We start from the raw sequence: 15,089 nt of genomic DNA on the forward strand, positions 1-15,089 counted from the left end.
GAACCTCCCTAGTGTTTCAATTACTCCCTTCCGGCGTCCCTGGTAACGTCGGTAAACCCCCATGAAAATCATCTCACAGCACCATCGACTTGTTATGCTGCAAGCGCGGTTAGTGATCGGGCTGGTGGTGATGGCAATGGTGCTGGCGATTTCTCACAAGGCGGGCAATGCCCAGGAGATTTCTCCGGCGTCGCGGATTTCGCAGGAGGTTTCTGCCGCACGTCTGCAATCGGTGCCTGACGCCAGGAGGTCGGTGGATGCGCGGGTGGGAAGAGGCTGGATTTCCAGTGAGACGGATATTGGCGAGCAGCAGGTGGTGGTGATCAAGGAAGATCTTGCGCAGGTGACCATGGGTCTCAGCACGGGGATGCTTTACACTTCAAATGCGGGGCTCACGCCGGTGAATGAACAGCAGGACTGGATCTGGAACACAGGGGTGTATGCGGCGTGGACTCCGCGCATCACCAATCGTTTTTATCTCAGTTTAGGAGCAAGGCAGGATTTTTACCGGTATCAGAAGTTTGATGAAGTGCTCGATTTCGATTCGTTGAGATTCAATGCCAGCCTTTCCTATCTGGTGCCGAAGGTGGACGGTCTGCTGCTCAGCGTGACTTATGGGTTGCAACGCACGACGCCGTCGCTGAACTGGAGCGAATCTTTGTTCCGCAGTCACACCATCGTGGTGGGCGTGCAGAAAGCCTTTCGTTTTTCGCGGGGCAACCAGCTGGTGGCTTCGTATGCCTCGGAGTTTTCGATCAACACCGAACCTTCTTTGCTGACGCGCTACGAGCACGTTTTGCAACTGGCGCATCAGATCCGCTGGACGCCAAAGTTTGATACCACGCTTGCTTATCGTGGTGCTTACAATGATTACCGCGAGATTGAAGGGCTTTCTGCCTGGAATCATACCGTTGCTCTGATGGCCAATTATGCCTTTACCGACTGGCTAAGTCTCACCGCGAACATCAGCTATCTGTGGAATCAGGCGGATGATGCGAATTTCGATTACGACATGAACTCCATCGGAGCCTCCCTCAACGTCACGGCCAAATTCTGAATCAACAACGACCCAACCCCCAATGAAAAGTTTTTCATCCTCCGTATCGCTCGGGTGCCTGCTCGGTTTGTTGAGCTGGTTTGGTGCCGGTCAGCCATTGCGAGCAGCGGATTATACCACGCCGCAGAAGTCTCAGCAGGATGTTGAGATCAGCAAAGACAGCCGCGTGAGGCTGGGTTCGGATTCCAGCATGGCGCATACGAAGAAAAAGACTGTTCGTCTCAGAAAAGGCGCATTGCTGGTGGATGATACGGCTGGTTTTGCGGGCAGAGGCACCTTGGTGGAGACCACGGAAGCCACGGCAAGCGTGAAGGGCGGTTCCTTTGTCGCCGAGTATCAGGAGGGGGGCTATTTAAAGATCATCGGCATCGCAGGCAAGGTGGTGGTGACTTCGAAATCGCTGTTTGCCGAGTTCATTGAACTGAATCCCGGCAAGATGCTGATCATCAGTCCGTCTGAAAAAAAATTGCCCGAGCCGGTGGACATTGATCTGCAGCGCTTTGTCACCAGTTCCAGGCTCATGGGCGGCAGTGGAGACAAGCTGGCCAATCGCGCGAAGTTGGCGAAGGCGATCGCCAAACAGGACGAGGATGAAGTCGAAGGTCGCATCGTCAAGTCGCCGGTGGTGCTTGCGGGTCGCGGTTTGGCGGTGGGTTATGATTTTGCTTACAGCGCCGGATCTCCGGCTGCCATTGATGCGATGGAGAGACGAGGAGACCGCACGGATTCGGGTTCGGAGATTGAACTGGTTACGGATACCGAGAATTCCGGGGCTTCACGGAAAAATCAGGGAGGTGCATCCCGGCTGTCCTCCCCAGCATTGATCGATTATGTGCTGAACAGCAGCACGGTTTACGATCCGAACATCAGCACCTTGCAGACCGCCGGGTTTCCCGAATTGGTGGAGGATGGAAGTGGCTATTACCGGGCCAACAACTTGCAGGCAGATGGGTTGGTTGATTTGAGCTCCGAAAATGGGCCGGTGCGGCTGCTAGCAGAGGGAACTTTTAAAATTGGTGTTTCGGAACCCGCCACCATTCTGCTCGGCAGTGGGAATGATCAGGTCTGGTTCAATTCGCGAGGCAGTCAAACGGTGGTCGATACCACGTTGGATGTCGCGTCGGGGTCAGCGCATGATGTGAACTTTGAATCGCTGAACGGGAATGTGTCGGTGGATGGTTCCAGCCTGACGGCCAATGACATTGAGTTTCTCGCGAACGGGGGATGCTTGTGGATGACCAACACGACGGTGGACGCGAAAGATGTGGCATCAGGAACGGTGGCGATGAAGGCGGGGCTGGTGGATCTCAACAATGTGCGGGTGGGACAGGGGCAGACACCGAATACGCTGAAGATCGAGGGCGGCAACACGGTCTCCATCACCAACTCCAGCGATCTTCGGGCGTTGGTGGCGATGACGGTGGACGCGCCTTGGATCACGGTGGCAAATTCGAATCTTCAGGCGGGTCCGACCGGAGATATCAACTTCATGGCGCAGTGCGAGATTGATCTGACCAATGTGACCATGTCCGCGCAGAATGTGAATCTTGGGGTGACAGGGGCGGGTGGCCTGTTGCACATCAAGGGCTCAGCCAACCAGTTGCTCAGCCTTTATGCCAATGCGGGCACGATCCGATTTTCGAACGGTGCGGTCAGCTTGAGCGGGCAGACCATCAACCTCACCGCGCAAACCGTGCAGATTGACAATGGCACGACGGTGACCAACTCGGCGGGAGCGGGCGGCACCAATGTGAATGCCACGAACAGGAATTTTAATACGGCTGGCTTCGGTTCATTCACCAATCCACCGCCATGAGTCAGGGAGCCTGCGGCATCTTGAGTTTGAGCTGATCAAGTTCACTTCCGAACCCCCGTCGGCGGTAGGCGCTTTCGTTGGATTTGCAGTTGGCCAGGGCTTTGGCGTGGCCGAGTTTGGCGGCCTGGATGACGAGGCCGATGGCGGTGGTTTCGTTCTCGTGAATGGTTTCCTGAGCGAGGGCGAAAAGGCATTCGGGATCACACTGTCGCGCTCCTTTTTCGAGAAGGGCGCGGTAGCCGGGTTGGTCTTTGGCGAGGTATTTGCAAACGGCGGCATACCATAAACCGCGGGCATCGCCGAGTTCAAAGGCTTCGAGGAATTGGATGCTGGCTTGCTGGTAGAGCTGCTGTTGTTCGGCGGGTTGTGGGGTTTGTTCGGCACGGCTGCGCTCGATCAAACCGAGGAAACCTGCCCGACGAAAGTCGTCGGCAGGGATTTGCAGGGCGAGTTCGCGGGCTCGCAGAAGCTGATGGAGGTCCTTGCTGGACTGGTGATTTTCGAGGTGTTCGAGGATTTTTTTTCCGAGTTCATCGGCTTGTGGGCGTGAGGTGCCGGATGGAATGGACAGGTAGGAGACATCGGTCGAAGTCATTAGGGTGCGTTTTTGGCGCTCTATTTTGTCGATCAGGGTGCGCGCCTCGTCGCTTTTCATGGCGGCAGCTTGTTGCAGGTAGCCGATTCGGGTGGCTTCGGGAAGGACGAAGAGATCGGTGTTCGGGGCGGTGTTGTCGGAAGCTTTCTCCGCTGTGGCCATGGCGAGCAAGGGGGTGGGTTGGTTCCAGGTTGTGGCGATCTGTGCCCAAATGAGGTGTTCGTCTTCGATGTCCTGTTGAGACTTTTTGCGCTGGGTGAGGGAGCTTTCCAGTCGCGGCCACCAGGCTTCGCGATTGAGTTCCCAAGAGTTCGGCTGGGTGGCTTGAGCGGCCATTTTTAGATAACCTTCCAGTGTAGTCTTGTGGCGGTTTTGACTGCGGTCGGCTTCCGCCTGCAACGCGGTTTGCAGGGCTTGAAGTCCGGGGATTCCAATGAGCGTGCGGTCGTCGTGGTGGAGGCTTTGCAACAATCTCAGCAGATGGGCGGGATCAAGTTGGTCGATCTCGGTGGGCAAGGTGTTCCAAAGCTCGCGGAACATGGTTTGCATTTCAGAGCCCATGGCGCGGCCGGCGGCGGCGTTTTGTTGGGTCCATTCGAGGAAAGATTGGGTGGCGTCGTGCCAGTTGCGCTGCTGGATGTGGATGCGGATTTGCAGTCGGGCGAGCAGCAAAGAAGCAGATTCGTGGAAGTGGGGTTCGTTGACGAATGCGCGGAGATTTTGTTCGAGCAGACCGAGGTTGAGGGTCTCGGGAGTGTGGGCCTTGGTCTGAGCTTCGAGGCCGGCGAGAGCGGCGTCGCCATCGGATTGGAGATCGACGAGGTGGCGTGCGGCGAAGGTTTTGAAATCGGCATCGTTGGTGGCCTGGAGGTAGGCGTTGGCGACTTGGTGCAACAATTGTGACCAATCGCCGCCGCTGCGGCTGAGCTGGCGTTCGCTGGCAAGGCTGTTCCAGGCTTTTTCGCCTTTGACGGAGCCCTCCAGGATGTAGCGTTCGACCACTTTGACCTGTCTGGCGACGAAAAGCGACAGCAGCACGGCGGCGGCAATCACGCCCAGCCAGGTAAGGCGGCGTCGTTTGCGCTGGGCCAGATCACGAACTTGCAGGGCCTTGAGTTCTTCGATTTTGGCATCGAGTGCCTCGGCTTCGCGTCGGCGAGATTCGCGCTGGGCGGCGGCTTCGAGTTCTTTTTCTTCGCGACGCAGGTTCTCACGGTGTTTGAACTTGAAGACTTCACTGGCGCGTCTGGCCAGTTCGTCGTCGAGATCATCGATTTGCTGACGCAGCATGGGCAACCGGCTTTCGATGAACGACTGCCAGTTGGGTTTGGTGGTTGCCTGAGGGTGATTGGCGATGTGGCGTTCGGCACGCAGGAGTTTGCGCTGGCGTTGGGCAAGCCGGAGGTGGCGTCGAACATGCTCCTGGAATATTTCCTCCATGCGGGATTCGAGCTGCAGGAGTTGGGGCGGCGCGGAGGCGATGGCTGGCAACCGTTGGAATTCACGGCGTTCGCGTCCATAAGCGACCTTGATGAGTCCGCTGCGTCCCATCGTGGCAGTGGAAGACAGGGTGGGATGGATGGAGTTTTGGGAGGAAATGTCGAGCTCACCCAACCCGGCGCGCAGCAGTCGGGCGAGGCGTTGGGCACGATCATGAAGGTGGGCTTCGATTTCCCCCAAGCGATCGGATGAAGTGTTTTCCTCACGCTGGACACGGCGTCGTTCGACTTCATCCAGCAATTCATCGGCGAGCTGCCATTCGAGGCGATGGATTTTCCACTGACGATCCTGAAAACGGACCCGCAGCAGACGCATGACCAGCCGCAACTCGGTTTGGGAGGTTTGATGCTGGTTCGGGTCTTGGTCCTGGCGATGCGATTCCTGACGAAGAAAGTTTTTCTGGGCGAGGTTAAGCAGATCGGATTCGAGTTCGACATGCTCCTGCTTTTTAATTTCCAGTTCGCGGGACATCGCCTTGAGGAGGCGCTGCTCGTCAAGCTGGCGGCTGTTTTCCCGCGACCAGGTGGCGAGGCTGCTGCTGACAAGGTGGGTTGCGGGCGCAGCGGGTTCGTTTTGTAAGAGTGAGCGTCGCTGTTGTTCGAGGCGTTCAATCAATTCCCGACGGTCAAGCGGGTCGCTGACTGTTGTGGTGGCCGAGTTTGTTTCCGGGACATTAACGGTGATCGCCCGGTGGTAGGTGGAGAGGTTGCTGAGGGTGTTTTCCGCGAGGTCGGAGCGCGTTGCAGTGGCGGCATCCATGGTCAAGTCGCCTGTCCAATCGGGGGTCGCGGTGACGATGTCAGGCACGGCAACATTCTCCTGTTGCAGCAGGTTGACGACGATGGTGCGGAGGTTTTCCGTGGGCCAGTTGGGAGGATTGGCGGCGACGATGGCTTGCACGCAGCGGGCGGCACCGGCGTCGGCAGCGAAGGCGATGATGCGCAGGGCGATCCCGCGAAAAATGTCCATGCACGCGGCGGGATCGAGCGGGGCGCGGTTGAGGGCGGCCTGCGGGTCGAAGGGTTCGATGCGGATGAAGGGTTCGCCTTGTCGGGATTCCTCGACCATGATGCGCGTGATGGAATCGGGCATCCAGAAGAGTTCGCGCTGGCAGGCGGCATCGTAGGCGTCGGCGATTTGGGCGAGGAGGGCGGCGGTTTCGAGAAAGGTGAGGCTGCCTTTTTGTTTGCACCAATGGAGCAAAGGTTGGGCGTGCACGCTGAGGCGCTCGAAGGCGTAAGCGCAGTGGCCTTGGATGCGGCTTTCGCCGACGATTGGCAGCAGATGGGGATGCGGCGCGGCGTGCATTTTGACGCGGGTGTCGCGCAGGGCATCGAGCACTTTTGGTTCGCCGCCCCATGGCGGATGAAGCAACACGAGGGCGACGTCTTGATCGTTGTGCAGGGCGCGGGCGATGAAGCGGCGGCCGTAGGGTTCTTCCCCTTCGGCTTCCGGGCGGATGAGTTTATACGGACTGTCGGGAAGGACGCTGCCCTGGATGGGTAGGGTGTTGGTGCGATGGATGAGGCCGAGTTTGAGGTCGACGTCATCCGCGCCGAGGGCGCTGCGGATTTCGGATTCGAGATCAGCGGCGCTGGCGTGGCGTTCGGCTTTGTTTTTTTGCAGCATCTTCCACAACACGGCCTTCAGGGCGTCGCTCATGGGCGGCAGCCTTTCGAAGGAGGGCATGTCGTGGGTTTGCGCGGTCATGATCGCCATCAAGTTGCCTTTGAAGGGCATTTCGTTGGTGAGCATGAACCACAGGGTGATGCCGAGACTGTAGATGTCGGAGCGGATGTCGAGGATGGGGCGCGCCTCGAATTGTTCGGGACTGGCGAACATGGGGGTGCCGACGAAGGCGGATTCGATGGCGCCGTTTTCGCGCTGGTCTTTGATGGCGAGGCCGAAGTCGATGAGTTTGATTCGAGCGGTGCCGTTGGATTCCTCGGTGAGCACGAGGTTGGAGGGTTTGATGTCGCGGTGAACCAGTCCCGCGCCTTCAACGGCAGAGAGGGCGCTGGCCAGTTGTCGGGCGAGGACAAAGACTTGTTGGGGCGGGAGTCGACCGGAGTGGCGGACATGCTGTTGCATGCTGGGGCCTTCGCAGTATTCCATCGCGTAGAACGGCTGGGATTCGCTCTGGCCGAGATAATACACTTGCGGGATGCTCGGATGGCGAAGGCGGGCCATCGACTGGGCTTCTTCGAGAAACTGGCGGCGCACGGAAGGCACGGAGGCCTGGGCGATGTGCAGCGCCTTCACGACGGAGATGGAAAGGAGGTTGCGGTCGAAGGCTTTGTAAGTGACGCCCATCGCGCCGCGGCCCAGCTCCTCCGGGCTGCCGTCGGGCTTCATCAGCACTTTGAAGTGATCGAACTCGCGGACTTTGGACATCGACAGCGTTCACCACGGCCGACGTGGCCGGTGGATGGGGGTTGGATTGGAGTGGGGGGACTATTTGCTCGAACGAATGCCAGAGTTAGTTCATGGCGATGGGGCCTGCAAGTCGAACCATTTGTAGGGTCGGTCGTCGAGAAGGGAGGAGCGCATGCCTTTCACTTCGGGGCGGACGAGGGAGCTGCGGGCATACCAGTAGACGGGGATGACGGGGAGTTCGTTGAGAAAAAGGGTTTCGGCTTCCTTGAGGACGGCGAAGCGTTGTGGTGGGTCGGCGATGGTGGAGGACTGGCGGAGGAGTTCTTCGTAACGGGAGCTGTGCCAGCCGGTCTGGTTGTTGCCGTTGTCCTTGGTCCACATGCCGAGGAAGGTCATGGGGTCCATGTAGTCGCCGCTCCAGGCCGCGCGGGAGATTTCGTAGTCCATGCGACGCTGGCTGTCGAGGTAGACCTGCCAGTCTTGGTTGATGATGCCGACGTCGATGCCGAGGTGTTCCCGCCACATGCTTTGCACGGCCTGGGCGATAAGGCGGTGGGCTTCCATGGTGTTGATGAGGATTTCGAATTTGGGAAAACCTTTGCCATCGGGGTAGCCGGCTTCGGCGAGGAGGGCTTTGGCCTGGGCGGGATCGAAGCGCATGAGGTCGACGCCTTCATAGCCTTTTTTGGCGGTGGGGGTGAAGCCGACGGCGGGGCGCTGGGCTCCGCGCAGGACGTTGCGGATGATGGATTCGCGGTCGATGGAAAGGGCGAGGGCTTTGCGGATGCGGACATCGTTGAAGGGTTTGAGGGTGGTGTTGAGTCGGTAAAAGTAGACGGCAAGCTGGGTTTCTTCGCGGTAGACTTCGGGATGGTTGGCGCGGTAGGCGGGGATGCGGTCGAGAGGGACGGTGTTGGTGGCGTGCAGCTGGCCGTCGCGGAAGGCGCGGTCTTCGGTGCTTTCGTTGGTGATGGGGAAGTAGTGGATGCCGTCGAGGCGGACGGTGGCGGCGTCCCAGTAGTGGGGGTTGCGTTCGACTTTGAGCCATTGCATGAAACGCCAGTCCTGGAGTTTGAAGGGGCCGTTGCTGACGATGTGTTCGGGTCGGGTCCAGGTGGAGAAGCGGTCGATCATGCCGCCGGTTTTTTCGATGACGTGCCTGGGGACGGGCTGCCAGGAGTGGTGTTTGATGACGGAGGTGAAGTAGGGGGTGGGATTGACGAGGGTGACCTGCAGGGTGAGGTCGTCGAGGGCTTTGACGCCGACTTTGGAGAAGTCCTGGTTCTCGCCTTTGTTGAAGGCTTCGGCTCCTTCCATGAAGTAGAGCATTTCGGCGTATTGGGAGGCGAGGGCAGGGGTAAGGATGCGTTGAAAGGCGTAGGTGAAGTCGTGGGCGGTGACGGGGACGCCGTCGCTCCAGCGGGCGTTGGGCTGGAGGTGGAAGGTCCAGATGCGGAAGTCCTGGTGTTCCCACCGGGCGGCGGCTCCAGGGGCGTCAAGGTAGTCATCTTCGGGGTGGTAGGCGATGAGGCTTTCGAAGATGGCGGAGGTGACCTGGCGTTCTGGGACGCCGGTGGTGACCTGGGGGTCGAGGGATTCGAGCTCGGCTCCGTTGCCGATAAGGAGAATTTTTTCCTGCGTGGCGGCGATGATGCGAGGTTCGCGATTTTTGCGAAGATGGTAGAAACCCGTGCCGAGGAGGACGAGGACGAAAAGCCAGGCGAGGCGCGGGAGCCACTTCATGGGGGGAAGGTTGGAGGGGAGCGGGGCGGAGTCAACCGTGGGAGAAAATGAGAGTTGAAAATTACGACTCTGGAACGTGCGCGCAGCGCAGCTGTGCAAGTAACTCTACCACGAATCGTTCATTGGAATTCTGGCCTCCAATTTCGTAACAGGTTTCTGTAAGTGCTGTTCCTGAGGTGTTGGCGATTCAAAGCCAATTTTTTTAGTTGCCAAGGCGGCTGCGGCAGCTTCGCGAACGATAAGCGCCAATTGCTGAGCCCTATCCATCATGTGCAACAATTCTTTCCAATTCAACCAATGTTGGTCATAGAGTGATGGGCCCACTAAAGACTCGAAGTCAACTTTTTGGGGCTCTCTCCATTTTTCATAAGCTTCGAGATGGGAAATTTTTTTGTCGAGATTTAAAACCCCGCGGGTCAGAGGGGAGCGCTTAGCAGTGCTGGTAATCCAAGAGCGCCAAGGTTTGCTGCCTTTTGACTGATTGCATTTACCGCAGGCGGGAACCAAATTTGCGATTTCAGTTATGTAACCCGTGGGCCTCTGTTTTGTGACTAACGGACGAAAGTGATCCCACTCTGTTCGGGCATCTCCGCAGTAGGAACAAACACAATTACCTGTTTCCATACCTAAAACATTAAGGGCTTCCGACACATCGGAGAATGTCGGTTCGACTACAGGCACAATGGATTGAATGAATGCCGCTGTGATGCTGGAGGATCGACCTTTGATGCTGCCGGGAGATGGGAGGTCGAAGTCTGGATGCATCTTAAATTGAAGTATTCGTTTCCAAGGTTAGCAACAGTGTGCTCCTCAATGACTATGAGAACATTTGAAATGGGGATTAACTCATTCTATCTTAGCAAAGTTGTGCAAAAACTCGGTCACTCGATTAACACCGCGCGGTAGAAGCCACGGGTCGGGGGAGGAGTGGCATCGTGGATGGGGATGAAGGTGTCGTCGCCTGCCATGACGGTGCCGATGGGTTCCCAGTCGTCGGGCATGAGGGTGGTGCTACGCTGGATTTCGTAGGTCTCACCGGGTTCGCCAACAAAGATGGCGTCGATTTTGCCGTCGGCGCGGGAGGTGATGATGGAGTTGGTGCCTGCCTGGGGGAGGGAGGGGACGATGGTGATGTGAATAGGACCCTGGACTTGGGCGGAGGCTTCGTCAGCGATGGTGACATTGAAGGTGTCGGCCCCGAGGTATCCTGTGGGTGGGGTGTAGGTGATCAGTCCGGCGGATAATGTGGCGGTGCCTCCGGCAGTGGTGGCGGGCGCGACGTTGATGAGGCTGAGCTCGTCGAGATCAACATCGCTGGCATTGGCGAGGATGCTGGCGGCGGTGATGTCGACGGAGGTGTCTCGGGTGGTGGTGAAGCGGTAGCCGCTGAATTGTGGGACGGTGTTGCCGACGATCAGCAAGGCGGATTGGCTGGTGGTGGTGACGTAGTTGGGGGTGCTGACAATGACGTCATAACTGCCGGCGTCGGTGCTGGTGATGTTGGTGAGATCGAGCCAGGAGGAGGTGGCCCCGGGGATGGGGATGCCGTTGCGGCGCCATTGATAGCTGAGGGGTTGAACGCCACTGGCGTTGACGGAGAGGGTGTAGTTGTCGCCGGTGTGGACGAGTTTTGACAATGGGTGTTCGAGGATGCTGGGGCCGGTGCCGACGGCGGGGATGGAGGGGCCGGGCTGGGCGAGGACGTAAAGATTTTTGATGGCGTAATTGCCGGCGCTGTTGGAGGAGGTCCAGTCAGGATGGTTGGTAGGTTGGTTGCCGATGCCGAGCTCGGAGTTGCCGCCGGTGTTGGAACCCCAGTTGTTGTAGGCAAAGAGGACCTGGCTGGCGAGGTGGTTGTGAACCTGGAAGGTGGCGTGGGCGCCCGCGCTCATGGTGTCGCCCCAGTCGAAGGTGGTGGCGCTGGCATTGGGGATGTTGAGGGCGTTGGCGATGGCGTAGTTACCGTGCCAGAATTCGATGTTGCCTCCGGGAAGGTTGGTGCCGGTGACGATGCCGGGTTTGTTGGAGGCAACGGTGAGGTTGGTGACTTTTTGCTGGAAGGGGGTGGCGGTGTTGCGCGGGGTGGGGATGCCGGTTTTGGTGATTTGATTGGTGTGGGGATCGAAGGAGACGAAGACCCAGTGGCTGTCGAGTTCCATGAGATAAGCGACGCGGCTGAAGGGGCGCTCGCCGTATTTGGACTCATCGACGCTGTAGGTGATGTCTTTGAGGTTCCACTGGGGTTGGGCGGTGGGGATGGCGAGTTGATGGATGAGATCGTAGCCGCTGGCTTCGGGAATGGTGGCGAGGATGGGCGGGGGGACGTGGGCGGTGAAGGTGGTGGAGGCTCCGATGGGGCTCAGGTTGGCGTTGGGAGAGCGGTCGCTGAGGTTGCTGACGGTGACGGTGTAGGAGGTGCCGGGGGTTTGGGGGCTGGTGGTGAGGATGACGTCTTTTTTGTCGGGAAGCAGGGTGGCGCTGTGGATGGTGAGGCCGGGGATGGTGAAGTTGGCGGCGAGAGCTGAGGCGTTGGCGATGGGTTCATTGAGGGTGAGGATGAGCCGGTTGAGGGTGGAGGAGCCGACGGCGCGGGCGGGGGTGGGGCCGGTGGTGTCGGGTTCGCCGGGGAGCACGTAGACTTGTAGGAGGCGGCTGGAGAAGCTGGCGGAGTTGGCGGCGAAGGTCCAGTCGGGGTGGGTGCCCGTGCTGTTGCCGATGCCCATTCCGAATAGGTTGGCAGTGGCGCTGGTGCTGCCCCAGTTGGTGATGGAGAAGAGGGTGTGTGGGGTTGAGCCGCCGTGATTGTGAATTTGCATGCTGCCGTGGCCGGCGGTGGTGACGGCTCCACTGTCGCCGAAGTCATGGACGTCATTTCTGGCGTTGGGGGGGCTGACGGCGGCGCGGGTATTGGTGTAGTTACTGGGCCAGAATTCGATGTTGCCGGTGGCGATGTTGGTGCCGTTGACGACGCCAGCTTTGTTGGAGACGACGTTCATGTTGGTGAGGTTTTGCTGGAAAACGACGCCGTTGGGGACGCCGATTCTGGTGGCGTCGTTGGTGAAGGGATCAACAGAGACCCAGACATATTCGGGAGCGGCGGCACCGGTTTGCAACTGCATGTAGTAAGCGATACGCTTGAAGGGGCCGACGAATTGGCTGTTGTTGACGGAGTAGGCGGGGGCGGAGAGGTTGCCTTGAGCCGGGATGTCGAGAGAATAAACGAGCTGGTAGCCTTGGGCTTCGGGGATGTTCGTGGCGACGGGTTCGGGGACGACGGGGGGCGGGCTGGGGAGGACGAGGACGTGGAGGGTTTTTTTGGAGTAACCGGCGGCGTTGGCGGTGTTGGTCCAGTCGGTGCTGGTGTTGCTTCCGGCGGGGGGGCTGCTGCCGATGCCTATGTCGAGGGGATTGCCATCGGTGCCCCAACGGTTGATGGCGAAAAGGGTTTGGGAGGCGCCATGGTTGTGGATTTGCATGGAGCCGAAACCGCCGCTGGTGGAGCGGGTGTCGCCGAAGTCGAGGATGGTGTCGCTGGCACCGGGGATGGCCTGGGCGTTGACGATGGAGTAGTCGGTGGGCCAGAATTCGATGTTGCCGGTGCTGATGCCGGTGCCGTTGGTCACGCCGGCGACGTTGGAGGCGACGTCCATGTTGGTGAGCAGGCGCTGGTGGACGGCGTTGGTGGCGGGTAGCGGGACGCCGAGTTTGCGGCGGTCGCCGGTGAAGGAGTCCATGGATACCCAGAGGTATTGGGCGGGCTGGTTGGGTTTTTGGAGCTCGAGGTAATAAGCGACGCGTGAGAAGGGCGTGGGGTTGGCGCTATCGTCCCAGTGGTAGATGCTGTTGCCGCGGGCGCGGAGGTTGCCGACGTTGGGGAGGTCGATGGAGTAGACGAGTTCGTAATTCTGGGCGGCGGCACCGACGTTGGTGAGGATTTCGGGAGGCAGGGCGGGACTACTGACAGGTATGGTGATGGTGGGGGTGCGGTTGGCGTTGGGGGAGGTGTCGCGGACGTTGTTGGCGGTCAGGGTGAGGGGGGTGTCGGCGGGTTGGGTGGTGGTGGTGAGGTAGGCGTCGACCTGGTTGTCAGCGAGGACGATATCGAAGACGGTCACGCCGTGGGAGAGGCTGAACTGGGCGGGGTCAAGGGAGAGACGGGCGACGGGTTCGGAAAACTTGAGGTAGATGCGGTTGCGGCCTGCGGTGGCAGTGGCGGAAAGGATGGCGGGGCCGGTGTTGTCGTTGCGGGTTTGGACGAGGACGTGGAGGGTTTTGATGAGGTAGTTGCCGCCGTTGACGGCGAAGGTCCAGTCGACGCCGTTGCTGGCAGGGGTGGGGTTGTTGCCGATGCCGATATCCACGGCGCCTCCGGCTCCGAAGTTGTTGATGGCGAAGACGGTTTTTTTGTCGGTGGTGTTGTGGACCTGCATGGAGCCGTAGGCACCGGTGGTGGAGCGGGTGTCGTCGATGTCGTAGGTAGTGGTGTTGCCGCCGATGCTGCTGTTGGCGGGGGTGCTGTAGTTGTTGGGCCAGAATTCGATGTTACCGGCGCTGGAGACGGTGTTGAGGACGCCGGAGACGTTGGAGGTGACGCTGAGGTTGGTGACGTTTTGTTCGAAGATGGCACCGCTGGCGAAGGTGGGGACTCCGATTTTGTTGATGTCGGTGGTGAAGGCGTCCATGGAGACCCAGGCGTATTCAATGTCGCCGCCGGGACGCTGGAGTTCGAGGTAATAGGCGACCCGGTCGAACTGGCTGATGTGAATGCGGTTGTCGACGCTGTAGGCGGGATGGGGGTTGGTGACGTAGTTGGGGTTGGTGGGGACGTCGAGGCTGTGGACGAGGGTGTAGCTGGTGGATTCGGGAACGTTGGCGAGGTAACCGCGGGCCGTGGCGCGGGTGAAGGTGGCGGTGGAGTTGGGGAGGATGGTGTTGGCGGGGTCGAGTCGGTCGGTGATGTTGCTGACGGAAACGGTGTAGGTGGTGCCGTAGTTGAAGACGGGGATGCTGGAGGGGGTGAGGGTGACGGTGTATTTGTCGGCGCTGAGGCTGAGGGTGCTGGCGTTCAGGCCACCGGGGCTGAGGATGATGCCGTTGTCGATGGTGTAGTTCGCGAGGTTGGTGGCGGTGGTGTCGTCGACGGGTTTGCTGAAGGTGATGTTGACGGAGCGGCCATCGCTGTTGCCCCGGGCACGGGCGATGGTGGGCGGGCTGATATCGCCTTGCGGGGTGATGACGGCCTGGATGGCTGGGAGCCAGGCGGCGGCCATTTTGTCGTAGCCGGTCTGGTTGGGATGGAGGTTGTCGGGCATGTCGCTGAGAGGAACGGCGGCACGCATGTCGAGGAAAGTGACTTTGCGTCCGGCGGCGGCGTGCGCGGCGACACGGGTTTGGACGAAGGGGTTGAAGTGGGTTTGGATGTTGGTGTTGGCGGTTTCGTTACGCTCCATGAGGTTGGTGACGATGATGTTGGCACCGGGGCGCAGGGTGGCCATTTTAAGAATGAGCGCGTCGAGACGGTCGATGGCGGTGGTGATGTTGTCGTTGGCTCCGAAGTCGTTGGTGCCGATGTGCAGAAGGATGACATCGGGACCGGCGATGGAGGCGAACCAGCCTTCGACATTGGCGTCGAGCTGGGCGATGCGCCAGCCGCTGTGACCCTGGTGGTCGGAGTCGAAGGTGCTGCTGCCGTTGCTGGTCTGGGTGCCGACGTAGTCGACGTTGTAGCCGGCGGCGGTTAGGAGATCGTAGAGAGGTTTGCGATAACCGCCGGTGTTGGCGATGCCGTTGGTGATGGAGTCACCGAGTGGCATGATGCGGACTGGAGGGGTGGGTTGGGCGTTCGTGATCAGGGGCGACGCGGTCAGAAATGCGATGGCGATGGTGATGGTTGCGCGAAGGAAGGTGGTCATAAGCGAACGAGAGTTGGAAGGTGAATGCCCAATTTTGTGTTCATCCTGACAAGATTGAAAAGCCTTGAAAAGTCTCGAATCGACAAAAAT

At 59.4% G+C, this 15,089-nt stretch carries 6 protein-coding genes; 2 read left to right on the forward strand and 4 right to left on the reverse strand.

The genetic code is table 11. The features are described from left to right. Positions 1–61: 61 nt before the first annotated feature. Together FEM03_RS01855 and FEM03_RS01860 are read left to right on the forward strand one after the other, a co-directional pair. Positions 62–1,057, forward strand: a complete 996-nt coding sequence (locus FEM03_RS01855; RefSeq protein ID WP_138084465.1) for a hypothetical protein — start codon at positions 62–64, stop codon at positions 1,055–1,057. A 22-nt stretch (positions 1,058–1,079) separates the two neighbouring features. After that, on the forward strand, positions 1,080–2,873 hold the full coding sequence (locus tag FEM03_RS01860) for a FecR domain-containing protein (RefSeq protein ID WP_138084466.1): 1,794 nt from the start codon (positions 1,080–1,082) through the stop codon (positions 2,871–2,873). A gap of 1 nt (position 2,874) precedes the next feature. Here FEM03_RS01860 and FEM03_RS01865 read toward each other — a convergent pair whose 3' ends face one another. From FEM03_RS01865 to FEM03_RS01880, 4 genes are all read right to left on the reverse strand, one after another. Next, a complete protein-coding gene (locus FEM03_RS01865; protein ID WP_138084467.1) occupies positions 2,875–7,362 on the reverse strand; it encodes a serine/threonine protein kinase in 4,488 nt (1,495 codons plus the stop codon). Between the two features lie 90 nt (positions 7,363–7,452). After that, positions 7,453–9,087: a peptide ABC transporter substrate-binding protein gene (locus FEM03_RS01870; protein ID WP_138084468.1), complete on the reverse strand. Its 1,635-nt coding sequence runs from the start codon at positions 9,085–9,087 to the stop codon at positions 7,453–7,455. Positions 9,088–9,192: 105 nt separating this feature from the next. Then, on the reverse strand, positions 9,193–9,852 hold the full coding sequence (locus tag FEM03_RS01875) for an HNH endonuclease (RefSeq protein ID WP_138084469.1): 660 nt from the start codon (positions 9,850–9,852) through the stop codon (positions 9,193–9,195). Positions 9,853–9,968: 116 nt separating this feature from the next. Then, positions 9,969–14,999, reverse strand: a complete 5,031-nt coding sequence (locus tag FEM03_RS01880) for a GDSL-type esterase/lipase family protein (RefSeq protein WP_138084470.1) — start codon at positions 14,997–14,999, stop codon at positions 9,969–9,971. Positions 15,000–15,089: the final 90 nt, after the last annotated feature.

It is taken from the genome of Phragmitibacter flavus, from assembly GCF_005780165.1.
Classification (GTDB): Bacteria; Verrucomicrobiota; Verrucomicrobiia; order Verrucomicrobiales; family Verrucomicrobiaceae; genus Phragmitibacter; species Phragmitibacter flavus.

What these genes read in the sequence shown, in the direction of transcription:
- FEM03_RS01855 (WP_138084465.1), top strand. Translation starts at nt 62, where the DNA reads ATGAAAATCATCTCACAGCACCATCGACTTGTTATGCTGCAAGCGCGG.
- FEM03_RS01860 (WP_138084466.1), top strand. Translation starts at nt 1,080, where the DNA reads ATGAAAAGTTTTTCATCCTCCGTATCGCTCGGGTGCCTGCTCGGTTTG.
- FEM03_RS01865 (WP_138084467.1), bottom strand. Translation starts at nt 7,362, where the DNA reads ATGTCCAAAGTCCGCGAGTTCGATCACTTCAAAGTGCTGATGAAGCCC.
- FEM03_RS01870 (WP_138084468.1), bottom strand. Translation starts at nt 9,087, where the DNA reads ATGAAGTGGCTCCCGCGCCTCGCCTGGCTTTTCGTCCTCGTCCTCCTC.
- FEM03_RS01875 (WP_138084469.1), bottom strand. Translation starts at nt 9,852, where the DNA reads ATGCATCCAGACTTCGACCTCCCATCTCCCGGCAGCATCAAAGGTCGA.
- FEM03_RS01880 (WP_138084470.1), bottom strand. Translation starts at nt 14,999, where the DNA reads ATGACCACCTTCCTTCGCGCAACCATCACCATCGCCATCGCATTTCTG.